This window comes from Variovorax fucosicus (assembly GCF_030316825.1).
Lineage (GTDB): Bacteria > Pseudomonadota > Gammaproteobacteria > Burkholderiales > Burkholderiaceae_C > Variovorax > Variovorax fucosicus.
The window spans coordinates 2,413,659-2,434,729 of the sequence record NZ_JASZYU010000001.1; the positions used below are offsets into that span (position 1 = coordinate 2,413,659).

The following is a 21,071-nucleotide window of genomic DNA, read 5'->3' on the forward strand; positions in this document are numbered from 1 at the left end:
TCGGGTTCAATCGTCAAAAGCCACCGGCTGGAAGCTGCGCGCCGTGGCAATCGGCCAGTGCAGCCGGAACACGCTGGGCAGCGTGTCCAGCGGCCCCAGCAGTGCGCGCGGCGGAATGTGCATGATCAGGCGCGAGAGCAGGCGCACGTCGGTGTCGGAAATGCGGCGCACGATGTGCTGCGCGGTGATCTGCTGCGGGTGGGCCAGGCCCGCCGCCTGCACCAGCTCCTGCAGTGCATGCAGCGTGCTGCGATGGAAGTTGCGCACGCGGTCGGCCTTGGTGACGACCACCAGCGCCTGCTGGCGCTTCGGATCCTGCGTGGTCACGCCGGTCGGGCAATGGCCGGTGTGGCACGCCTGGGCCTGGATGCAGCCCAGCGCCATCATGAAGCCGCGTGCGGCGTTGCACCAATCGGCGCCCAGCGCCATCAGCCGCGCCAGGTCGAAGGCTGAAATCACCTTGCCGGCCGCGCCGAGCTTGATGCGCTCGCGCAGGCCCACGCCGATCAGCGTGTTGTGCACCAGCGAAAGCCCTTCCTGCAGCGGCGAGCCGACATGGTCGGAGAACTCCACCGGCGCCGCGCCGGTGCCGCCTTCGGCGCCGTCGACCACGATGAAGTCGGGCGTCACGCCGCTCTCGAGCATGGCCTTGACGATGGCGAACCATTCCCACGGGTGGCCGAGGCAGAACTTGAAGCCGACCGGCTTGCCGCCCGACAGCTGGCGCAGCCGTGCGATGAAGGCCATCATTTCAAGCGGCGTCGAAAACGCGCTGTGCGAAGCCGGCGAGATGCAGTCGACCCCCATCGGCACGCCGCGCGCCGCCGCGATCTCGGCCGTGACCTTGGGGCCCGGCAGCACGCCGCCGTGGCCCGGCTTGGCGCCCTGGCTGAGCTTGATCTCGATCATCTTCACCTGTGGCTCGCTGGCCGCCTTGGCAAAGCGCTCCTCGCTGAAGCTGCCGTCTTCGTTGCGGCAGCCGAAGTAGCCCGAGCCGATTTCCCAGATCAGGTCGCCACCGTGCATGCGGTGATGGCGCGAGATCGAGCCTTCACCGGTGTCGTGCGCGAAGCCGCCCATCTTCGCGCCCTGGTTCAACGCCAGGATGGCGTTGGCCGAGAGCGCGCCGAAGCTCATGGCCGAAATGTTGAACACGCTGGCGCTGTAGGGCTGCGCGCAATCCGCGCCGATGACGATGCGGAAATCGTGGCTCGCCAGTTTGGTCGGTTGCATCGAATGGTTGATCCATTCGTAACCGTGCAGGCCGACGTTGAGTTGCGTGCCGAACGGCCGATTGTCGGGCTCGCCCTTGCTGCGCTGGTACACCAGCGAGCGTTGCGCGCGCGAGAACGGCGCCGCCTCGGCGTCGCTTTCGATGAAGTACTGGCGGATTTCGGGCCGCACGTACTCCAGCAGGAAGCGCAGGTGGCCGATGACCGGGTAGTTGCGAAGGATCGCGTGGCGTGTCTGCCGCACATCGTGGATGCCGGTGCCGGTGAGCACGGCGAAAGTCGCCAGGCCGATCCAGCCGCGCCACAGCCACGGCCACAGCAGCACCGTCGCCAGGCTGGCCAGGAGGCCGAAGACGCAGAGCGCAAAGGCGGTGTAGCGGGTCGGAAACAAGGGGGGTGTGGGGTTGGAAATGATCAGTCTCCCTGGGCGTGCTGCATCATAGAGGCCCCATTTTTGCGCCGCCATGACGACAAGCCCTGAATCCTCCGCCCCCGCTGCTGCTCCCGGCGCCACGCCGCTCGGCCCCGACGACTTCGACGTGCTCGACCGCGAGCTCGACCTTATGCGCGAGAGCGACGACGAAATCCCCCAGTGGGAGTTCTGCGAGGGCTTCATGGCCGCGCTGATCTGCTCGCGCCGCCCGGTGCCGCCCGACGAATACTGGCCGGTGCTGCTCGGGGACGCGTTCAAGCCGGCCAAATACATGGAATTTGTCTGGCACTGGAAGCGCCGCTGGGCCGAGATCGAGCAGGGGCTCGACGCGCCGGTCGAAACGCTCGACGACGAGCGCTGCTACCAGCCCGAGGTGCTCGACGTGCGCGGCGCCATCGCCTCGCTGCCGCCCGAAGAGCAGGCCGAAACCGCAGGCGAGGCGATTCCGTCGTTTGCGCAGGTGTGGGCGCTCGGCTTCATGTACGCGGTCGAGAACTGGCCCGACGACTGGGCCGCGCCGCGCGACAAGGAGGCCGCCGGCATGCTCGACGACGCGCTCGACGCCATCGTCACCCTGACCGAGGACGACAAGGGCAAGCCCACGGTGTCGATGTTCAGCGAGGACGGCCCGCCCAGCCTGAGCCAGCAGCGGCTCGATGACTTCGGCAGCGCCGTCTGGGCCGTCTACGACCTGCGGCAGTTGTGGAAAAGCATGGGCCCACGCGTCGAAACCATCCGCAAGGAAGCCACGCCCGGGCGCAACGACCCGTGCCCTTGCGGCAGCGGCAAGAAATACAAGAAGTGCCACGGCGCGGGCTAGAGGCGAGGGCGGCGCAGCGCGCTATTTCTTGATCTCGAGCTTGTAGACGCGTTCGGTGCCCACCGTATCCGAGCGCACCCCGTAGTAGCCATCGGTGGTCTGCAGGATAAAGCGGCACCACTCCTCGGTCGGCACGCCCTTCCAATCGATCAGCACGCAATAGCGCCCGTCATCCGAGATGTGCCATTTGCCGGGAGCCGTCGATGGTCGGCCCGCAGCGCCCACGGCGCCTGCGCCCCGGTTGTCGGAAGAAACGACGAAGCTGCCGTCCGCGTCGTTGCTCCAGTAGTGCACGTTGCCGCGGCCACTCACGCGGCTCATCTTGGCGCCGGTGAGCAGCTCGGTTGCCTCCTGCTTCGACAGCTTTTTGGGGTTCTTGGATTCCAGGTCGCGAAGCACCATGTCCTGGGCGTTGGCAGCCGTCGCGGCCACGCCCAGCGAAACAAGCAGCGCGGGCATCCATTCAGTCGGCAGGCGCATGATCAATGCTCCTTGAAAAGCGACCGAAACAGGGCCTGGGCAAGTGCTCCCCGGTTTCAGTCTGGAGTGTTGATCGGTGGCCCCGACTGGATTCTGCGTTCGCGCGCCCCATTCGGCAAATCGTGGCGACGGCGCGCACAGGCCGAAGCTCGATGGTTGACCCGGCCCCAGGGGCAGCCCTTAAAAAGGGAAGATCAATTGAAAGGAACGTTGCATGCGATCTCCCGCCCCGTCACTGAGTCCGTCCGAAGCCGCAAGGCGGCTCGGCGTTTCGGCCAAGGCGCTGCGGCTCTATGAGCAGCGCGGCCTGGTGGATCCCGGCCGAACCACGGCAGGATGGCGCGCCTATGGCCAGGCGGAGATGACGCGCGCTGCCGAAATCGTCGCGCTTCGCGCGCTCGGCTTCAGCCTTGCCCAGGTGGGGCGTGTGCTGCAGGGCAATTCCCAAGGCCTGGAGCCCGCCTTGGCGGCACACCAGGAAGCGCTGGAAGCCCAACTGCGGCAGCTCGCACGCACCGTCGAGAAGGTTCGCGGCTTGCGAAGCGGCGTCGCGCAAGGCCAGACACCGACCATTGGCGAACTGGCGGGCCTGCTGGCGCCCGTCTCGGAGATCCGCGTCGCATTCGACCTGCCGTGGCCTTGGGGTGGGGAGCGGTTCGAACTTCGCGAAATCCGGCCGCTGAACTACATCATCGGCCCACTCGGCAGCGGCAAGACCCGGCTGGCGCAATGCCTCGCCCAAGCGCTGCTAAACGCCACCTGGCTGGGGCTGGAGCGGCTTGCAGACGGCGGTGCAGCCGCAAGATCGCGGCTGGATGGCGACCCCGCATTGAAGTCCCGCCTCGATCAGGCCCTGGCCTGGCTGGCAGAGGATGGCGCGACGCCGTCGGATGCCCTGGTTGCATTGCTCGCCGGGCTGGAAGCGGACGGGCCGGATGCTCTGGTCGTGGACATGATCGAACAAGGCTTGGATCAAGCCACCCAGGAGGCGCTGATGGCCCGGCTGCGCCGCCGTGGAGCCGACGCGCGGCCGATCTTCATGCTCACGCGCTCGTGCGCAATCCTCGACTTGTCGGCGGTCGGCCCGGACGAAGCCATCATCCTCTGCCCCGCGAACCACAGTCCACCGACGAAGGTCGCCCCCTATCCCGGCGCGCCGGGCTATGAGGCCGTCGCCACCTGCCTGGCTTCGCCCGAAGTACGGGCCCGAACAGCAGGGCTTGTCGCGTGGCGACAACCGGACTTGGCCAGCGAGGGTTCGAAGGCCTGCGAGCGCCCTCCCGCCCGGGAGTCGCTGAAGACGCCAGACTGAGCGCCGGGATCCGATGGCATGAGCAAAAGCATTCCAATCTTTCGGCGGTCAGGGCTTGGAGACGCGGACTATCTCTTCGACCTCTGCCAGATGACGATGCGCGGGTATGTCGAGCAAGTGTGGGGGGTGTGGAATGAACCCGCCGTTCGAAAGCATCTGGCTGAAAGAGCGCGGGAAGGCGCGTTCTTCATGCTCTACGTCGACGGCGCGCGCGTCGGGGCCGTCGAGTTCGAACACCATGGCACGCACTATCAGATCGAAGACCTGTACGTCGAGCCGCAAAGCCAGGGCCAAGGCATAGGAACATTCGTCGTGAAGCACATCATTGCAATGGCCACGGAGAAAAACATCCCGGTTCGACTTCGCGTGCTCACCCCGAATCCTGCTCGCAGGTTGTACGAGCGGCTCGGCTTTGAAGTGACCCGGTCCACTCCGGAAAGGCATTTTATGGAGCGTCGTAGCTAGCGTGAGACGACGAGAAGCACGATGCTTGGCGTTTTGCACACCATGTTCTTGTAATGGAATCGATCCAAGCCTGCCGCGAGTCCTATGCACGCCTTGTCGTGGGGGCGGCGGGCAGTTCGAACAAGCGTTTGCTGGCGGCCTTCGCAACGGTCCAGCGCGAGCGCTACCTGGGGAAGGGCCCCTGGTCGGTTTTTGGCGGCGCCGCATATGCCACAACCGTTTCCGACGACCCGCGCCTCCTCTACCAGGACGTCCTGGTCGGCATCGCGCCGGAGCGCGGCATCAACAACGGCCAGCCGAGTCTGCACGCGCGTTGTCTCGCAGCGGTTGCGCCAATGGCGGGCGATCATGTGCTGCACATTGGCGCGGGCACTGGCTACTACACCGCCATCCTCGCGGAGATGGTGGGTGCAGGCGGAACAGTCATCGGGTATGAAATCGAAGCCGATCTGGCCGAGCGCGCCCGCGCAGCCCTGGCGTCGGCTCCGAATGTGCGCATCGTCTGCGCTTCCGCGACGCAAGGCGAGCTGCCGGCGTCGGACGTCATCTACGTGAGCGCGGGTGCGACGCACCCTTTGCCGGAGTGGCTCGATGCATTGAAGATCGGTGGGCGCCTTGTCTTTCCGATGACCACCGACTCCGGCCACGGGCTCATGCTTGCCGTTTCCAGGCAGAGCGCTGGGGGCCATGCCGCTTCGTTCCTCAGCTTTGTTGCCTTCATTCCGTGCATTGGCGCCCGCAGCGACGTCGCGTCGAAAGCGCTCTCCGAAGCCATGGCGACCAAGTCGCCACGCACCATCAGGTCACTTCGACGCTCAGGCCAGCCGGATGCTTCCGCGTGGTGCATCGGAGACGGCTGGTGGCTGTCGAGCGCCGGCCCGCTTCCATGAAGGTCTTGGTGAAGTCACGCAAGAGCAGAACCCCGCCAGAACCAGGCGCTCACAACGCACGCAGAATTCACCGAACTCGGAAGTCTTCGAACATTCAATGGCACTGACACGCGACAACTGGCCCAGCCGGACAGCCGTTCGAACCTCGCTGGCAGCGCAGTTCGCCCTGCCACCCTTGCCCCCGCCGATCCAGGACTGGTTCGCCTGGTGTCGCCGCATGGGGACTGAGTCTCTTGTGCTGGAGGAGCCGAACTGGCGCGATGGCGAGAGTGGCGTGCTTACCGGGTGGGGCGCTGTCGATGTGCCCGGCCTGTTGGCGGAAATGGAAGGCTACCGTTTCATCCTGAACCAGAAGGCGAGTACGCCAGAGCATCTGGTGTGGAGCGACGCCGTGGATACCGGCAAGTGGCAGACGCATTGGGTGGTTCTGCAAAACGCTGACGGCGACCCGTTGATCGGTGACATCGGCCGGCCTGAAGTGCCGGTGCTGTGGGACCGGCACGGGAGTGGGCGTTGGTCACCGCAGCCGCTGTTTCCGAGCCTTCAAATGCTGATGGAGCGCATCGAGGTGTATGTGCCGCCTTCGCTGCCGGGCGATGATCTGCCAACGGTCTTCTACACGGTGCATTTGACGGATCTGGGCGAGGAGCCCTTGCGGGTACTGGCCGCACTCAAAGCGCATCCGCACTACAACCACCTCGCGGGCGCAAGCCTGCTAAAGCTCAAGCATCAACTGCCCTTGCAACTGCTGGACGATAGTCCCAGCGTCGCTCGGAAGGATTCTCTTGTCTGCCGCTTCGAGGCGCTGGGCGCTCGAGTGAAGGTCGTCGAACGCGTCTACCGGCCCGATTGACGCGACCCTGGTTGAGGACAGGTTTCAGCCCAGCCGTGCCGCCTCTATCGCGGCGATGTCGATCTTTTTCATGGTCATCATCGCGTCGAACACGCGCTTGGCCGTCGCGGGATCGGGGTCGGCAATCCCCGCGATGAGGGCGCGCGGGGTGATCTGCCATGACACGCCCCACCGATCCTTGCACCAGCCGCACTCGCTTTCCTGGCCGCCATTGCCGACGACTGCGTTCCACAAGCGGTCGGTTTCGGCCTGGTCGTCGGTCGCGATCTGAAAAGAGAAGGACTCGTTGTGCTTGAAATGCGGGCCGCCGTTCAGCCCGATGCAGGGGATGCCGGCGACGGTGAATTCGACCGTCAGGACATCGCCCTGCTTGCCATCGGGATAGTCGCCCGGTGCGCGGAAGACGGTACCGACAGCGCTGTCGGGGAATGTCTTGGCATAGAAGTTCGCGGCGTCAACGGCGCCGCCGTCGTACCAAAGGCAGATCGTGTTCTTGCTGGTCATTTCGTGTCCTGAAGAGTTGAGTACCCGGCATCCGCCATTGTGCAAAAAACTCCGATGGTCGGCCACCGGCCCAACGCTTCCTCGATCAGGCTTGTTGTTCAAGCCTTTACACGAACCATTGATACTTCGGTGGCTTCGCAACAGTTGCGCAACACTGTGAATAGGATCGAGATGAACAAAGTATTTCTTTCGCTGACGGCCCTGGTTTTCTCCTTCGCCGCGTCAACCGCCCAAGCTTCCACAATGCATTTCGATTCAGGCAGCGCCAAAGTGAACAGCGGCCAGGTGGCAAGGCACAAGCAAAAGGTCTGGGTGCCTGCCCATCGCTCAAAGGGCCGTCTGGTCAAGGGCCATTACATCTGGCGCTGACCGCCCAGTGGCTTGAGACCGGCCTATAGACAGGGCTTGAACGGCGGCGCCTCGACAGCTGGCCGACGCTGGCGAGCCACGGCCCATCCCTCACAATGCGGTGCGCGCCGCGCCTCGACTTGTTAAAGTTTGCGCCCGTTCGCCACGCCGTCCATCCTCGTGACATTGCGTTGTTGTTGTTCAGCCCGTCCGAAAGCCACCATGACCGCCGAAAACTCCCGAATCATCTACACCCTCACCGACGAGGCGCCGCGCTTGGCCACGGCCTCGCTGCTGCCCATCATCCAGGCGTTCGCCGCACCGGCGGGCATCGACGTCGCCACCAGCGACATCTCGGTGGCCGCCCGCGTCCTGGGGCAGTTTCCTGAAGCACTGACCGAAACGCAGCGGATGCCGGACAACCTGGCAGAGCTGGGCAAGCTGACGCTGCGGCCCGCAGTCAACATCATCAAGCTTCCCAATATCAGTGCCTCGGTGGCCCAGCTGAAGGCGGCCATCAATGAGCTGCAGGACAAGGGCTACAAGATTCCCGACTACCCCGAGAGCCCGAAGACGGACGAGGATAAGGACATCCGCGCGCGCTACAACAAGTGCATCGGCAGCGCGGTGAACCCGGTGCTGCGGGAGGGCAACTCCGATCGCCGTGCGCCCAAGGCAGTGAAGGAATTCGCGCGCAAGAACCCGCACAGCATGGCGGAGTGGAGCCAGGCGTCGCGCTCGCACGTCTCGCACATGCACCGCGGCGACTTCTACCACGGCGAGAAGTCGATGACGCTGCAGAAGGCGCGCGACGTCAAGATGGAACTCATCACCAAGAGCGGCAAGGCCATCGTGCTCAAGCCGAAGGTGTCGCTGCTCGAGCGCGAGGTGATCGACTCCATGTTCATGAGCAAGAAGGAGCTGCTCGATTTCTACGAGCGGCAGATCCAGGACGCGCACAAGACGGGCGTGATGTTCTCGCTGCACGTGAAGGCCACCATGATGAAGGTGTCGCACCCCATCGTGTTCGGCCACTGCGTCAAGATCTTCTACCGCGAAGCCTTCGAGAAGCATGCCAAGCTGTTCGAGGAACTGGGCGTGAACGTCAACAACGGCATGGTCGACCTCTACAACAAGATCGCCACCTTGCCCCAGAGCACGCAGGATGAGATCCGGCGCGACCTGCACGCCTGCCACGAGCATCGCCCCGAGCTGGCGATGGTGGATTCCGCCAAGGGCATCACCAACTTCCACTCGCCCAACGACGTGATCGTGGACGCCTCCATGCCCGCGATGATCCGCAACGGCGGCAAGATGTACGGCGCCGACGGCCGGCTGAAGGACGTGAAGGCCGTGATGCCCGAGAGCACCTTTGCCCGCATCTATCAGGAGATCATCAACTTCTGCAAGTGGCACGGCGCCTTCGATCCCAAGACCATGGGCACCGTGCCCAACGTCGGCCTGATGGCGCAGCAGGCCGAGGAATACGGCTCGCACGACAAGACCTTCGAGATCTCCGAGGACGGCGTGGCCAACATCACCGACCTCGACACGGGCGAAGTGCTGCTCAGCCAGAACGTGGAAGCGGGCGACATCTGGCGCATGTGCCAGGTCAAGGACGCAGCTATCCGCGACTGGGTCAAGCTCGCCGTCACGCGCGCGCGCAATTCGGGCATGCCGGTGGTGTTCTGGCTCGACGCCTACCGCCCGCATGAGGCGCAGCTCATCACCAAGGTCAGGATGTACCTGCACGAGCACGACACCACCGGGCTGGACATCCAGATCATGAGCCAGGTGCGCGCCATGCGCTACACGCTGGAGCGCGTTGTCCGCGGGCAGGACACCATCAGCGCCACCGGCAACATCCTGCGCGACTACCTGACCGACCTGTTCCCCATCATGGAACTCGGCACCTCGGCCAAGATGCTGTCCATCGTCCCCCTCATGGCTGGCGGCGGCATGTACGAAACGGGCGCCGGCGGCTCGGCACCCAAGCACGTGCAGCAGCTGGTGGAAGAGAACCACCTGCGCTGGGATTCGCTGGGCGAGTTCCTCGCGCTGGCTGTGAGCCTGGAGGATCTGGGTATCAAGACCAACAACGCCAAGGCCAAGGTGCTGGCCAAGGCACTCGACACCGCCACCGGCACGCTGCTGGACAACAACAAGGGCCCCTCGCCCAAGACCGGTCAACTCGACAATCGCGGCAGCCACTTCTACCTGGCGCTCTACTGGGCCCAGGCCCTGACCGAGCAGACCGAAGACAAGGAACTGGCCGCCCACTTCAAGCCGCTCGCCGATGCCCTGGCCGCCAACGAGCAGAAGGTCGTGGACGAGCTCGCCGCCGTGCAAGGCAAGCCGGCCGACATCGGCGGCTACTACCTGCCGGACGTGGGCAAGACGGATGCGGTGATGCGGCCGAGCGCAACGTTCAACGCGGTGCTGGCCGCCGCGGCGGGCTGAGGGCAAGGTGCGGCCATGACCGGCCGCAGTCGGCTAGCGGATCTCTTCCGCCGCGGCGGGCGTAGGCCGCGGGTCAAGAACCTACTCAACCACCCAGCATGAGTTCCAGCCTCTACCTCTTCGATCTGAGCCGCCACGCGCTCCCCTTGCCCACGTCATTCGAAGACTTGGAGTCGCTTCGGCAAACGCTGCTGGGCAAGCCCGATGGCAAGAATCTGCGATTCATTGAATTTGCCTTGCGGTTCGAAGATAGATTCCCGGTGCGCGCGGGCGAGGCGGCGGGGCGGGCCGGATCGCCTGGGCCACTCGATCGGGCCAGCGCGGTTCGCTGCGCTGCGTGGCACTTCGATCTGCCGTTTGTCGAGACAATGCCCGCCTACCGTGCGGCGGTCGAGATCGCTGGTGCCCTGGGACTCGTCGCCTATGACCCCGAACTTGGCATCGGCTTTCTGCCCGATGGACAGGTGATTCCCGCTGAATTCGCCCAGTCCGACACCACCGTACCGCCCGCCGACGACACGCTGCGCGGCGAAGAGGAGGTGCGAGCCGTGCTCGCACCAGCGTTGACGAGAGTCTTGGCATCACACGGCTTTGCCCTGGAGCCGGAACCGGCGGGAAGTCTCGTCCGGACCATCTCGCTGGCCAGGACGCTGGGGCCGGTGCGTCAGCGCCTCCATGTTCAGTTAGGGCGCTACGAGGAGGTAGCCCTGATGCTCCAGGTCGAGCACGATGCCTGTACGGCCGTCTACGTGGCGGCACATGGCCAGGAGAGTCACGCAGATGACGCGCTGCGCCTGAGCCTGAAATTCTTCACGCCGGGACTGGACGGGAATCACCGGTGGTACCTCGAGCGGCGCAGCCAACTCGCCCCCCTGCTGGAGATGGTGCGCGACAAGCTGCTGCCGCTGGCCGAACTGAGCCGCGATCTCACAGGCCTGGACCAGTTGCTCAACGACGACAGCGCCGACACGATCCGCACGCCCTACAAGACGGCCTACTCCTGGCTGGGGCGGCCGGCCGGGTCGGACGGCTCGCGCAGCCTGCGGGAGGAATTTGACGAGCATCCGGCACGGCTGGTCATCGCTCACCTGAACGGCAATCCGTCGACGCCGCGCATCGCCGAGTGGTTCGATGCGCATTACGCCGACGCGCAGCAGGCGAGGGGGCGGGAGGCCTACCTCAAACTGCGCGAGGCACTCGCATCGACGGCGCCGCTCGCCCACTGGCCCGATCGCCTGGCCTATCGCGCATCGATGCGCACGCTGCCGCAGTCGCTTCTGCACAGAGAGTTCGATCCGCGTGGTCGACGTTGTCACCACTGGGAAGTTACCGAGTCGCTCCATCAGGCGCTCTCCAAGGATCCCGCACAGTTCTGGGGGCGGTTCGCCGGCGAGAGCGGGCTGCTCGAATTGCAGCGCCTCTGGCGCGAGAAGGCCGATACGCTACCGCCATCGGAGCGCATCGAGTCTGTTGGTCTTGCCTGTCGCCTGACGACCGTCGGCGCGCCCGCACAGGCCGGCGACATTCAGGTGCTGTTGCTGGAGTTTCCTCCAATCCAGGGGCTGGACGAATGTGCAGTGCTGGCGCTCGCCCGCGTCGGCGAGACGTATCGGAGGTACCGCATGGGTCATCACCACTCCTTGGAGAACGACGCGATCCAAACCCAAATGGCGTTTCAGGTGAAGTCCGGGATCATCCAGAGGCAACTGCCGGGTCTGTTAAGTGCTCAAGAGTTTCTCGACTTCGTGCGCGGCACGTTTGAGAGCAATGTCTAGCAGGCCATGGGTCACGCAAGTCACGACCAACGCAGTTGAGCCGGATGTGACCCGCATCCGGTCGTTCTCAAAGGGCAGCGTGCGGCCAGTACCTGCCACTGGCAACCTCCGCCGCGCGCTTACCGCACGTCGAAAGGACACTCAAGATGGCCATCACCCTCACCGCCTTTGAACGGTCGCCCGACGGCGGCAAAGGTCTGGCGCGCGACACACGCGTGCGCTGGGCGCTGGAGGAAGCCGGCCTGCCCTACGCGGTGCGCCTGGTGTCCTTCCGCGCGATGAAGGAGGCCTCGCATCTGGCGCTGCATCCCTTCGGCCAGATCCCCACCTACGAGGAAGGCGACCTCGCGCTGTTCGAGACCGGCTCCATCGTGCTGCACATCGCCGAGCGCCACCCGGGCCTGTTCCCCGCCGATGCCAACGCAAGGGCGCGCGCCATCACGTGGATGTTCGCGGCGCTCAATACGGTCGAGCCTCCCATCCTCGAACTCGTCACCGTCAAGCTGCTGGAAGGGGACAGGCCCTGGAAGGCCGAGCGCCTGCCCCTCGTCGAGGAGCGGGTGCGCGCCCGACTGAACCAGCTGGCCGCCCGCCTGGGCGACGGCGACTGGCTGGACGGCGGCTTCAGCGCGGGCGACCTGCTGATGGTGTCGGTGCTGCTCCGGCTGAGACCGTCCGGCCTGCTGAACGAGTTCCCCAGCCTGGCCGCCTACGTCGCCCGCGGCGAAGCGCGGCCGGCCTACCAGCGGGCGTTCGCCGCGCAACTGGCGATCAACGCCGCCCCCTTACCGGCGGGTTGACGGGCCGCCGCTACTTTTTCGTCGTAACAGCCCGCGCCAAAAGCTCCGGGTCGTAGCCTGGCAGCATGCCGTCGATAACCAACTGCGCCAAGCCGTGAATCATGGACCACGCGCGAAGCATCGCCAGGACCTTGTCAGACGATTCGGAAGAGCCGACCGCCCCGCGAAATCCCACCGATGCACGCTCAACCGCAGCCTTCAGCTCGGGATGGCGTTCGCGCTCTGAGACCGCAGTGCCGAACATCAGTCGAAAGCGTCCCGGACGCGTGACGGCAAAACGGACATAGGCCTGGCCCATCGCTGACAAAGGCTCGTCCGGGTCGCTTGATGCGGCCTCGGCCAGCGCCGCCGCGAAGGCATCGAAACCCCGCACAGCCAACGCAGCCTGCATGGACTCCTTGTCGGCGAAGTGACGGTATGCCGCCGTGGGGGACACACCTGTCCGCCGGGCGGCCTCGCGCAGGCTGACTGCTTCAGGCCCGCCCTCATCCAGGAGCGCTTCGGCGACATCCAGCAGCGCTGCACGGAGATCCCCGTGGTGGTAGGTCTCACGCGGGCTCGAGGCGAAGGAAGTTGACATCGCTTACATTATCCTAAGTTAACAGGCGTACACATTGAAAGGATTTCGCTTTGCGCGTTCTTATCTCTGCTGTGGGTAGTCAGGGCGACATGCTGCCCTTCGTCGGACTGGGCCGCGCGTTGCGCGAGCGTGGCCATGAAGTCCGCCTTTATGGAAACGGGCTTTTCCGCACGCTGGTGAGCGGCGCCGGCCTCACCTTTGTCGAGACGAGTGACGCCCAACTGGCCCGCGATGCGTTGGCCGACCGGCGGGTGACCCAGACGAGGTCTGGCCTGGGCATGATTGCCCAAGGTGTCATGACGACGGTCATGCCCAACTTCACGGCCATGGCTCGCGACGTACTTTCGGGCAAGACGTTGCTCGTGGGCTCATCCCTGGCCTTCGCACCGCGTCTGCTGGCCGAAGTCCAGGGGTTGCCATTCGCAGCTGTACACCTGTCTCCCTCGATGTTTCGCTCCGACCATCTGGCTCCTCGAATGTCGCCGCTCGGGCACTTCGAACGGTGGCCGCGCGCCATCAAGCGCGCCAGCTGGGCGTTGATGGACCGCCGCTTCCTGGATCCGGCCTTTGGCGCGCCACTCAATGAAATCCGTGCAAGGCTGGGCCTTCCTCCCGTCCGGCGTGTACTGCACGAGTGGATTCACCAGGCCACCGTGACCATCGGCCTGTTCCCCGAATGGTTGGCGCCGCGTCAGCCCGATTGGCCGGCCGGCCTGAAGCTGACTGGATTCCCCATGTACGACGGTGAACAAGCGGCGCCCCTTGCACCAGAGCTGCAGTCGTTCATCGAAGCAGGACCGGCGCCGGTCGTCTTCACTGCCGGTACGGCGAACACCACATCCGAACAGTTCTACGCCGAGTCAGCACAGGCCTGTCAGCGTCTCAATTTGCGCGGTATTTTGGTGGCGGGGCAACGAAGCCAGCTCCCTGGCATCTTGCCGCCGGACGTCGTCCATGTCCCCTATGCCCCGTTCAGCCAGCTCTTCCCCCGCTCCGCGGCCGTGGTGCACCACGGGGGCATCGGCACCCTTAGCCAGGCGCTCCGGGCCGGCATTCCACAGCTCATCCGGCCGATGGCATATGACCAGTTCGACAATGCCAGTCGGGCGTGCCGCCTGGGAGTAGCAACGGAACTGCTGCCGCGTTCCTACCGGGGGCATCGGTTAGACGCGGCGCTGCGAGGCCTGATGGACAAACTGGAGATGCGAACCGCATGCGAGCAGTCGGCCGCTCGCATGGAAGGTCAAGACGGCTTGCGCAGGACCTGCGAGGCCTTGGAAGGGGTGGTCGAATAGTCGTCTGCGCTTGCGCCGCGAGGCAGAATGCGGCGAGGAGCGGACATCAGTCGGAGCTCGCGCAGCTTTAGCGTAGGCGGGCTAGTTCAGTGCGATCTTCGCGTCGCGGATCACCTTGTCCCACACGGCGATTTCCTTGTGCACGGCGGCGGCGAGCTGGGCCGAGTTGGCCAAGGCGATGTCTACGCCCTGTTCATCAAACCGCTTCGCCAAGCCCTTGTCCGTTGAGCCCTTGGCCATGGCGATGTAGAGCTGCTCGATGAGCGGTGCCGGTGTGCCGACGGGCACAAAGATTCCGTTCCAGCTGCTGTACTGGAAACCGGGCACTGTCCTGGCAATCAGTGGCAGATTTTTCAAGGGCGTGGCGCCGCTAGGGGCGGTAATGCCCAAGGCGCGTATAGCGCCTTTCTCGATCATGCCGGTGAACGAAGGCATGGTGCCGAACATCCCTTGCACCTGGCCTGAAACGAGATCAGTCATGGCCTGGGCCGCGCCCTTGTAGGGCACGTGGGTGATGCTGATGCCGGCCGCGCGGGCGAACAGTTCGGTTCCCAGGTGGGCCAGACCGCCCACGCCCGCCGAGCCGAAGTTCAGAGTGCCAGGGTGCGCCTTTGCATAGGCCACGAGTTCACCCACCGTGTGCACCGGCAGCTTGGCGCTGACCACCAGCACGTGCGGCGCAGTGGCGACCATCCCGACGGGCGTCAATTGGCCGAGGATGTCCACGCGGCTCTTGGCCAATAGAGGCTGCGCAGTGATATTGCCCGACGCACAGAAGAATGTGGTGTACCCATCGGCGGGCGAGCGTGCCACCGTGTTGAGGGCGGGCACGCCAGCGCCTCCGCCCATGTTTTCCACCACGAAGGACTGGCCGAGCGTGGCCGTCATGGCCTGGGCAAGGTCGCGGCCCAGCACGTCGGTGGCGCCACCCGCGGCAAACGGGATGACCATGCGGACCGGCCGGTTGGGGTAGGCCCCCTGTGCCCGCGCACCAAACGCTGCGAGGGCTGCAGCCGAAGTGAGGAAGGTGCGACGTCGCAGGTTGCAAGTCATGGCAAATGTCCTTGGTGGATGAAAGGTGCCGCATCATGTAGAGGGGCTCCGCATCCGCCAATGCGTTTCGTATGGCGTAACAGATCGACAAGCTTGCTACCATGGCCCGCAGCGTGGAGATCGATATGCCAGGCAAGAAAACCCAGGAAGTACCTGTGCGCACGGCGGCCATGCTCAAGCAATTGCTGCTGGACAAACCCGTGTCCGTGCCCGGGCAGGAGACGGTGAAGGCAGTGGTGCGGGCGATGTCCATCCTCACGGCCTTCGATGGGGACGAGGTGTACTTGCCGCTGAACGAGCTGGCACGCCGCACCGGCATGCACAAGCCCACAACGCTGCGGCTCGCGCGCAGCCTTGCTACTGCGCGCTTCCTGGTGTGGCGCGAGGACGGGGCCTGGCGCCTGGGCCCGGCAGCAGGCTGGATAGGTTCGCGCTACCAGGCGCAGTTCGATCTGGATTCGGCGATAGAGCCGATGCTGCGACAGCTGAGTGCGCTTACGGGAGAGACGGCCTCCTTCTTCGTTTTCGAGGGCAACCTGCGCAGTTGCCTGATGCGCTGCGAGGGGCCGAAGGGAATACAGCACCACATCCGCACCGGCGAGGTTTTTCCGCTGGACCGAGGCTCGGCGGGCCGGGTGATCCTTGCAGCACTGGGAGAACCGGGGGACCTGTACGAGGGCATACGCCGCCAGGGCTTCCACCTGACGCGGGGGGAGGGGCGCTCCAGCATCGCCAGCGTGTCGGTGGCAGTGCGGGGGCGGCACGGCGCAGTGCTGGGCTCTGTCAGCAGCTCGGGCCCAATGGAGCGTATGACGACGCCACGCCTGCGGCGCTACGCGGCTCCGACCCTTATGGCCGCGCGAATGCTGGGAGAGGCGCTGGGCGCCATGCCGGCGACCGCGCTTCGGGCTTCCTGGCATCCCTGAGCGGAGCCTTCCCACACCCCGGCTTGCGTTTCGCTGGACGTAACAGATTGAGGTGCGGGCGCGGCGGGTTGTCCAATGTGAGCCATGAACTCACCAAGACAGCAGTCTGGGCCCGCCCCCAATGCCCGGCGCCACTTGCCGGCCAGCCTGCGGCCCATCCTCAGCCTGGGCGATCTGGAGCCTGCGGCCCGAAGCCGCCTGCCGCGCCTGCTGTTCGGCTACCTCTCGGGCGGGGTAGAGGACAACGTGAGTCTGGATGCCAACATGGCCGCCTTCCGCCGCTGGATGTTCCGCACCAACGTGCTGGTGAACGTGTCGGACCGGCAGCAGCGCACCCAGTTGATGGGTATGGAATACCAGGCGCCTTTCGGCATCGCGCCCATGGGGCTGTGCGCGCTGTTTGCCTTCAATGGAGACGTGGTCATGGCGGAGGCTGCTGAGGCTGCCGGCATACCGTATGTGTTGAGCGGCGCGTCGCTGACGCGCATGGAGGAGGTGGCGCAAGCGGCGCCCACATGCGGCTGGTTCCAGGCCTACATACCGGGCGATCCGGCGCATATCGAGGGCCTGCTCGAGCGGGTGATGGCCGCGGGCTTCAAGACGCTGGTCGTGACAGTGGATACCGCCACGCTGGCCAATCGCGAGAACAATGTGCGCGTGGGTTTCGCCACCCCCCTGCGGCCCAGCGTGCGCCTGGCGTGGGACGGGCTGACGCGCCCACGCTGGCTGTTGGGCACGCTGGCGAAGACACTGCTTCAGCGGGGCATGCCGCACTTCGAGAACGCCAGCGCGCAGCGGGGTGTGCCCATCATCTCCAGCGGCGTGGTGCGGCAGTTCGGCCTGCGCGACCACCTCTCGTGGGAGCACCTGGCGCTGATACGCAGGTCTTGGCCCGGCAAGCTGGTGGTGAAGGGCCTGAGCGCGGCCGACGATGTGCGGCGCGCTGAGCAGGCCGGGGCTGATGGGGTGATTCTTTCCAACCACGGTGGCCGCCAGCTGGACGGAACCATGCCACCCCTGCTGGCCCTGCCCGAGGCGGCCCGCGCCAAAGGCGGCATGGCACTGATGCTGGACAGCGGTGTGCGCCGCGGCACCGATGTGCTGAAGGCCCTTGCGCTGGGGGCAGATCACGTATTCGTAGGCCGACCCATGGCCTATGCCGCGGCGCTGGCGGGCCGCGCCGGGGTGGCCCATGCCATCACGCTGCTGCGCGACGAGGTGCACCGTGACATGGCACTGCTGGGCGTGAACCGTCTAGACGACCTGGGGCCCGCACGACTGGTGCAGGTATAGGTTCTTCTTTTCTTTCTCGTCTTCTGCACTCGCGTCGCTCCCGACGTAGTAGCACGGGCCCCGAGGTCGCCAGCATTGATTGCCGACCACACACGTCGGCTCGACGCGTCGACCAGTTGGAGCCGCGGAACCTGCGGCCAACGACGGACGCCCACCAATGCGCTGGATTGCGTGCCGCTGTACCGCTAGGATTGGTCGATAGCCGTTGTCGGCCAAGAGCGGCAGTCCGCCAAAGGCCGCTTGGCGGCACGCCAGCATGATTGCTTCGATTATGTTGTTTGGCCGTCAACGCCAATGGCGCCGGCCGAGCGCGGGGCTCATCTCGCGCTGCATGGCCCGCCTTACCCGTTCAAGGCCGGCGCACAGTAGATACGGATTGACAGATCACCTCAAGACATTCGCAAAAAAGGTTGGGTATGGATCAAAGTAGTAATGAAGTCAGTTCTCCAGTTGCTGGCCAGTTTGCGCTCCCATTGCGCGCCACGTTTGGCCTCGGAGATCGCGTACGCAAGAAATCTGGCGCCGCTTGGCAGGGCCAAGTTGTCGGCTGGTACTGCACAAAACTGACCCCTGAAGGCTATGCCGTCGAGTCCGAGTCTCATCCAGGCTCAGTACAAATTTATCCCGTGGCTGCGCTTGAACGCGTGGCCTAACCCTCAATAGAGAGGACGTTGAGTGTCAGCTTTCGCTCTCCGGTTTCGGCATCCGCACTGGCCGCCCAGGGCCCGGTGCTCCGCTCGCTCAACCGGCTACAGTCGGCCAATTGCGGACACTCGCCCTAATGTCAAGAACTGAAAAGCTGATAGCCGCATTCGAGCACCTTGCGCAAACGATCTCGACCCTCCCCGACGACAGGTCCGAGCAGATCCGTCGCCTCTGCTTGGGCGTGCGCGAGTTCGTCTCAGAGGCTCGAACGCGCACGCCTAGGCCTACGCCATCACAGGTCGCCTCGGGTCTTGAGCAAGCATGGCGCGAAATGCCCGAGATGTTCGAGGGTGCAAAGGGAGAGTGGCAATTAACTGTCAATAGGGCTTGGCATGAGGCGACGATGGCAAACTACCCGGAGTTTCTTGCGGCTGAGAAGCTACGACTTGTCAAGGTTTTGGAGCGAGGGAGGATCAAGACCGAGGCGGAGTTCTACAGAGTGCGGCATGAGGTCGATCTGCTGGAAGGGCGGCCAGAGTTGCACGAGGAGTTGCACAAGCTTTACAACCTGATCGATGCCTACGAGGCGCGTTAGACCCAAGGTCACTGTTCGGCCAGGAACCGACGTTCAACCAATTCGTCCGAAGCGCCTCCCCAAGAGAGCCGCAAAAGGCCAAGCGATCACGGAAGAAATGATGCCGATTGGCGACCACAACGTCTTTATTCCAAAGAGATCAACGTCCCGCACATCGATGAGCCGCGCGAATTCGGCCGGTGCAAACAAGAGCAGCAGAACACCAGCGACCAATGACAGCAACACGAAGGCGAACTCGGTGGCTAAAACTGCGCGCGCCATGTTCCTGTGTGTTGTGCGTGCGAAGCGCCACAGCAGCCCGCCGCCAATGAGCAATGGCAACGAGTAGAGCCAAAGAACCAAGATGCCAAATTCAGATGCATGCATGCCGCATTTCGCCCCGGGGCTATCGCGTGCCACTGACTGCTCCGGGCCCGAAGCTCCTGATAACCGACAAGCTACAGTCGGCCAGGAGCGGTTGCCCTAGACCAAACCATGAATAAACGCGTGAGTCCCGATCCAGACCGATACGCGGTATGCCCGATGGACGGCCCTGTCTTAGCCTTCTACGAAGGTGAATTTGAAGCAGCCTATGTGCTTCTCAATCCGTTCTTGCGTCCCAAGTCGACCACGTTTGAGGTGACCGCCAGCGCATTGGACGGAATGAGCGTGGACGAGCTCTGCAGAGCATTTGAAGCAGTCCGGTGGTCGGAGGTGCGCGACCTCTGCGGATTTCCTTCGATTGCGTCAATCGATGTGGCACTGAGGACAATGATTGGCGGCCTCGGCAAGGAGCACGCCGACAAGGAACTTGCCGACGTACTAGCGAATTCACTGAAGCGGCACGGATTGCTTCCTCCCGTTGAAGGAATGTTTCCAGCGTTGGTTCAGGAGCCGCTCTTGTCGTTCGTGCAATCTCTCGAACAGGATTGGCTTTGGGTTGGTGACGAGTTTTGCACTGAACGCAAACTCTGCTGGATCGATGATCTAAAACTGGCAACTGCGAACATGACTCTCGTGCGTGGAAGTGTGTTCACTCCAGACAAGGCCGCCCTCTGGACTGTCCATTGGGACAGCCATTTCACACTTTTTTGCTCGTCCAGCCTTAACGTCCAACGCTTGGCGCGACACCCTGTCCTAGAAGGTTTCGTGTGCGCACCCGAAACCGAAATTTATTGGAGCGTGCAAGGTGTTTAGCGGCGACGAGCGCAGGGAGGTGTTGCTTAGCGCGACAGCGTAGGTGAGCGCGGTCGTCGCCGAAAGAACTTGGCGGGATCCATATATAGGTCCGCTTTCGAGAAAGCGCTACGACAGCTTCGGGCCCATGTGCGGCATCGACTCCGATCCAAAGCAGTCGCAGCGCATCGTCATATTGTTCGAGAGACCCCGGTCTTGGGTTGTCGATGCCAAGCGTCGAGACGGCTGCGGCGGTCGCCGGTGCCGTCGAGCAGGCACGCCGCTCGATCGATTGCCTTCCCCGTCACGCCGCGCAAGCCATGTTCAGCTCAGATCTTGAACGCCCGCTGGATGTCGGCCCGCACCAGATCCGCATACTCGCGGTGTTTGCGGATGTAGCCCGCGATGAACTGGCACACGGGGATGACGTGCCACGCCTTCGCCCGGGCTTCGTCGAGCACGTGCCGCGCTATCGCCGAGCCCACGCCCTTGCCTTCGTGCTCGGGCAGCACCTCGGTGTGCGTGAACATGATGGCGCCGGTCAGAAGGTTGTATTCGGCGTATGCGGCGAGCTTGCCGTCGACCGTGGCTTCATAGCGGTGCTGCGCCTCGTTGTTGGTGAAGGCGATGGTGCTGTGGGTGTCGTTGCTCATGGTTGACGCGCCAGGTAGGCGGCGAGGTTGGTGGCTGCGGTGGCGCGCACCTTGTTGCGCAGCATCGGCGTCCAGCCGAGCAGCAGGCCCGGCGTGCCGAGCGCCTGGCGCGCCCATGTCCAGAACGGGAAGCTGTCGCGCTGCGTGGCGATCAGGCCTTCGGGCGTGAACGTGAAGCGCGCATCGATGCTGTTGTCCACGAGGCGCCCGGTGGCGCTGAAGCGGTAGTGCGCGTCCCAGTGCGCCTGCCCACTCGTGGCGTCGGCCTTCACGTCGCGATAGCTCAGCTTCCACACGTCGGCGCCCTTGGCCCGGGTTGCGGTGCAAAGCATCTTCCACATGCCGCCGACCTCGCGCGCGCCGCGCAGCGAGAAGGCCTCGTCGTCGAAGGTCGCATCGGGCGCGTAGCAGGCGGCCATGGTGTCGGCGTCGAGCTTCGCGAAGGCGTCGTAGAAGCGGCGGATGGTTTGTTCGTTGTGGGTCATGGTTCCTTCATTCTTTCCT

General features: G+C 64.5%; 23 protein-coding genes. 15 read left to right on the forward strand and 8 right to left on the reverse strand.

Annotated elements, in window-relative coordinates; genetic code table 11:
* Positions 1-6: 6 nt before the first annotated feature.
* Positions 7-1,623: an FMN-binding glutamate synthase family protein gene (locus tag QTI05_RS11465; protein WP_286624504.1), complete on the reverse strand. Its 1,617-nt coding sequence runs from the start codon at positions 1,621-1,623 to the stop codon at positions 7-9.
* A gap of 73 nt (positions 1,624-1,696) precedes the next feature.
* Here QTI05_RS11465 and QTI05_RS11470 point away from each other — a divergent pair, with 73 nt between their 5' ends.
* Positions 1,697-2,485, forward strand: a complete 789-nt coding sequence (locus QTI05_RS11470) for a UPF0149 family protein (protein WP_286624506.1) — start codon at positions 1,697-1,699, stop codon at positions 2,483-2,485.
* A gap of 21 nt (positions 2,486-2,506) precedes the next feature.
* Here QTI05_RS11470 and QTI05_RS11475 read toward each other — a convergent pair whose 3' ends face one another.
* On the reverse strand, positions 2,507-2,965 hold the full coding sequence (locus tag QTI05_RS11475; RefSeq protein WP_286624508.1) for a DUF995 domain-containing protein: 459 nt from the start codon (positions 2,963-2,965) through the stop codon (positions 2,507-2,509).
* A gap of 214 nt (positions 2,966-3,179) precedes the next feature.
* Between QTI05_RS11475 and QTI05_RS11480 the strand changes: the two genes are divergently transcribed.
* The 4 genes from QTI05_RS11480 (at position 3,180) to QTI05_RS11495 (ending at position 6,485) form a co-directional block, all read left to right on the forward strand.
* Positions 3,180-4,277: a MerR family transcriptional regulator gene (locus tag QTI05_RS11480; protein WP_286624509.1), complete on the forward strand. Its 1,098-nt coding sequence runs from the start codon at positions 3,180-3,182 to the stop codon at positions 4,275-4,277.
* Between the two features lie 18 nt (positions 4,278-4,295).
* Positions 4,296-4,742: a GNAT family N-acetyltransferase gene (locus QTI05_RS11485; protein ID WP_286539943.1), complete on the forward strand. Its 447-nt coding sequence runs from the start codon at positions 4,296-4,298 to the stop codon at positions 4,740-4,742.
* A 53-nt stretch (positions 4,743-4,795) separates the two neighbouring features.
* Positions 4,796-5,632 carry a protein-L-isoaspartate O-methyltransferase family protein gene (locus QTI05_RS11490; RefSeq protein WP_286624510.1) on the forward strand — a complete coding sequence of 279 codons (837 nt, stop codon included), beginning with the start codon at positions 4,796-4,798 and terminating at the stop codon, positions 5,630-5,632.
* A 97-nt stretch (positions 5,633-5,729) separates the two neighbouring features.
* Positions 5,730-6,485 carry a hypothetical protein gene (locus QTI05_RS11495; protein WP_286624511.1) on the forward strand — a complete coding sequence of 252 codons (756 nt, stop codon included), beginning with the start codon at positions 5,730-5,732 and terminating at the stop codon, positions 6,483-6,485.
* A gap of 24 nt (positions 6,486-6,509) precedes the next feature.
* Here the strand turns inward: QTI05_RS11495 and QTI05_RS11500 are convergent, their stop codons facing one another.
* Positions 6,510-6,989 carry a VOC family protein gene (locus QTI05_RS11500; RefSeq protein WP_286624514.1) on the reverse strand — a complete coding sequence of 160 codons (480 nt, stop codon included), beginning with the start codon at positions 6,987-6,989 and terminating at the stop codon, positions 6,510-6,512.
* A 171-nt stretch (positions 6,990-7,160) separates the two neighbouring features.
* On the opposite strand from QTI05_RS11500, the gene QTI05_RS11505 reads away from it, so the two are divergent.
* The 4 genes from QTI05_RS11505 (at position 7,161) to QTI05_RS11520 (ending at position 12,372) form a co-directional block, all read left to right on the forward strand.
* Entirely contained in the window at positions 7,161-7,358 is a 198-nt protein-coding gene (locus QTI05_RS11505; RefSeq protein WP_286657808.1) for a hypothetical protein, read from the forward strand.
* 201 nt (positions 7,359-7,559) lie between these two features.
* Positions 7,560-9,797, forward strand: coding sequence for an NADP-dependent isocitrate dehydrogenase (locus tag QTI05_RS11510; RefSeq protein WP_286624517.1), 2,238 nt, complete (start codon positions 7,560-7,562; stop codon positions 9,795-9,797).
* Positions 9,798-9,895: 98 nt separating this feature from the next.
* The gene (locus QTI05_RS11515) at positions 9,896-11,572 is read left to right on the forward strand and encodes a hypothetical protein (protein WP_286624518.1); all 1,677 of its coding nucleotides are present in this window, start codon (positions 9,896-9,898) and stop codon (positions 11,570-11,572) included.
* A 146-nt stretch (positions 11,573-11,718) separates the two neighbouring features.
* Positions 11,719-12,372, forward strand: coding sequence for a glutathione S-transferase family protein (locus QTI05_RS11520; RefSeq protein ID WP_286624519.1), 654 nt, complete (start codon positions 11,719-11,721; stop codon positions 12,370-12,372).
* A gap of 10 nt (positions 12,373-12,382) precedes the next feature.
* Here QTI05_RS11520 and QTI05_RS11525 read toward each other — a convergent pair whose 3' ends face one another.
* Positions 12,383-12,952 (reverse strand): TetR/AcrR family transcriptional regulator, encoded by a 570-nt coding sequence (locus QTI05_RS11525; protein WP_286624520.1) that lies wholly within the window; start codon positions 12,950-12,952, stop codon positions 12,383-12,385.
* A 50-nt stretch (positions 12,953-13,002) separates the two neighbouring features.
* Between QTI05_RS11525 and QTI05_RS11530 the strand changes: the two genes are divergently transcribed.
* Positions 13,003-14,247 (forward strand): glycosyltransferase, encoded by a 1,245-nt coding sequence (locus tag QTI05_RS11530; RefSeq protein WP_286624522.1) that lies wholly within the window; start codon positions 13,003-13,005, stop codon positions 14,245-14,247.
* 81 nt (positions 14,248-14,328) lie between these two features.
* Here the strand turns inward: QTI05_RS11530 and QTI05_RS11535 are convergent, their stop codons facing one another.
* Positions 14,329-15,300 (reverse strand): Bug family tripartite tricarboxylate transporter substrate binding protein, encoded by a 972-nt coding sequence (locus tag QTI05_RS11535; RefSeq protein ID WP_286624524.1) that lies wholly within the window; start codon positions 15,298-15,300, stop codon positions 14,329-14,331.
* A gap of 170 nt (positions 15,301-15,470) precedes the next feature.
* Here QTI05_RS11535 and QTI05_RS11540 point away from each other — a divergent pair, with 170 nt between their 5' ends.
* From QTI05_RS11540 to QTI05_RS11555, 4 genes are all read left to right on the forward strand, one after another.
* On the forward strand, positions 15,471-16,226 hold the full coding sequence (locus QTI05_RS11540; RefSeq protein ID WP_444812895.1) for an IclR family transcriptional regulator: 756 nt from the start codon (positions 15,471-15,473) through the stop codon (positions 16,224-16,226).
* Between the two features lie 84 nt (positions 16,227-16,310).
* Positions 16,311-17,519, forward strand: a complete 1,209-nt coding sequence (locus tag QTI05_RS11545; RefSeq protein ID WP_286624528.1) for an alpha-hydroxy acid oxidase — start codon at positions 16,311-16,313, stop codon at positions 17,517-17,519.
* Between the two features lie 416 nt (positions 17,520-17,935).
* Positions 17,936-18,172 carry a trimethoprim-resistant dihydrofolate reductase DfrB gene (dfrB, locus tag QTI05_RS11550; RefSeq protein ID WP_286624529.1) on the forward strand — a complete coding sequence of 79 codons (237 nt, stop codon included), beginning with the start codon at positions 17,936-17,938 and terminating at the stop codon, positions 18,170-18,172.
* Between the two features lie 323 nt (positions 18,173-18,495).
* Entirely contained in the window at positions 18,496-18,759 is a 264-nt protein-coding gene (locus tag QTI05_RS11555) for a hypothetical protein (RefSeq protein ID WP_286657809.1), read from the forward strand.
* Between the two features lie 33 nt (positions 18,760-18,792).
* Here the strand turns inward: QTI05_RS11555 and QTI05_RS11560 are convergent, their stop codons facing one another.
* Complete coding sequence (locus QTI05_RS11560; RefSeq protein WP_286624531.1) at positions 18,793-19,125, reverse strand: hypothetical protein; 333 nt, start codon at positions 19,123-19,125, stop codon at positions 18,793-18,795.
* Positions 19,126-19,233: 108 nt separating this feature from the next.
* On the opposite strand from QTI05_RS11560, the gene QTI05_RS11565 reads away from it, so the two are divergent.
* Positions 19,234-19,935, forward strand: coding sequence for a DUF2711 family protein (locus QTI05_RS11565; protein WP_286624532.1), 702 nt, complete (start codon positions 19,234-19,236; stop codon positions 19,933-19,935).
* Positions 19,936-20,243: 308 nt separating this feature from the next.
* On the opposite strand, the gene QTI05_RS11570 is transcribed toward QTI05_RS11565, so the two are convergent.
* Both QTI05_RS11570 and QTI05_RS11575 read right to left on the reverse strand, forming a co-directional pair.
* Positions 20,244-20,567 carry a GNAT family N-acetyltransferase gene (locus tag QTI05_RS11570; protein WP_286624533.1) on the reverse strand — a complete coding sequence of 108 codons (324 nt, stop codon included), beginning with the start codon at positions 20,565-20,567 and terminating at the stop codon, positions 20,244-20,246.
* Positions 20,564-21,052, reverse strand: a complete 489-nt coding sequence (locus tag QTI05_RS11575; protein ID WP_286624534.1) for a nuclear transport factor 2 family protein — start codon at positions 21,050-21,052, stop codon at positions 20,564-20,566. The genes QTI05_RS11570 and QTI05_RS11575 overlap by 4 nt, the downstream gene beginning before the upstream one ends.
* Positions 21,053-21,071 lie beyond the last annotated feature (19 nt).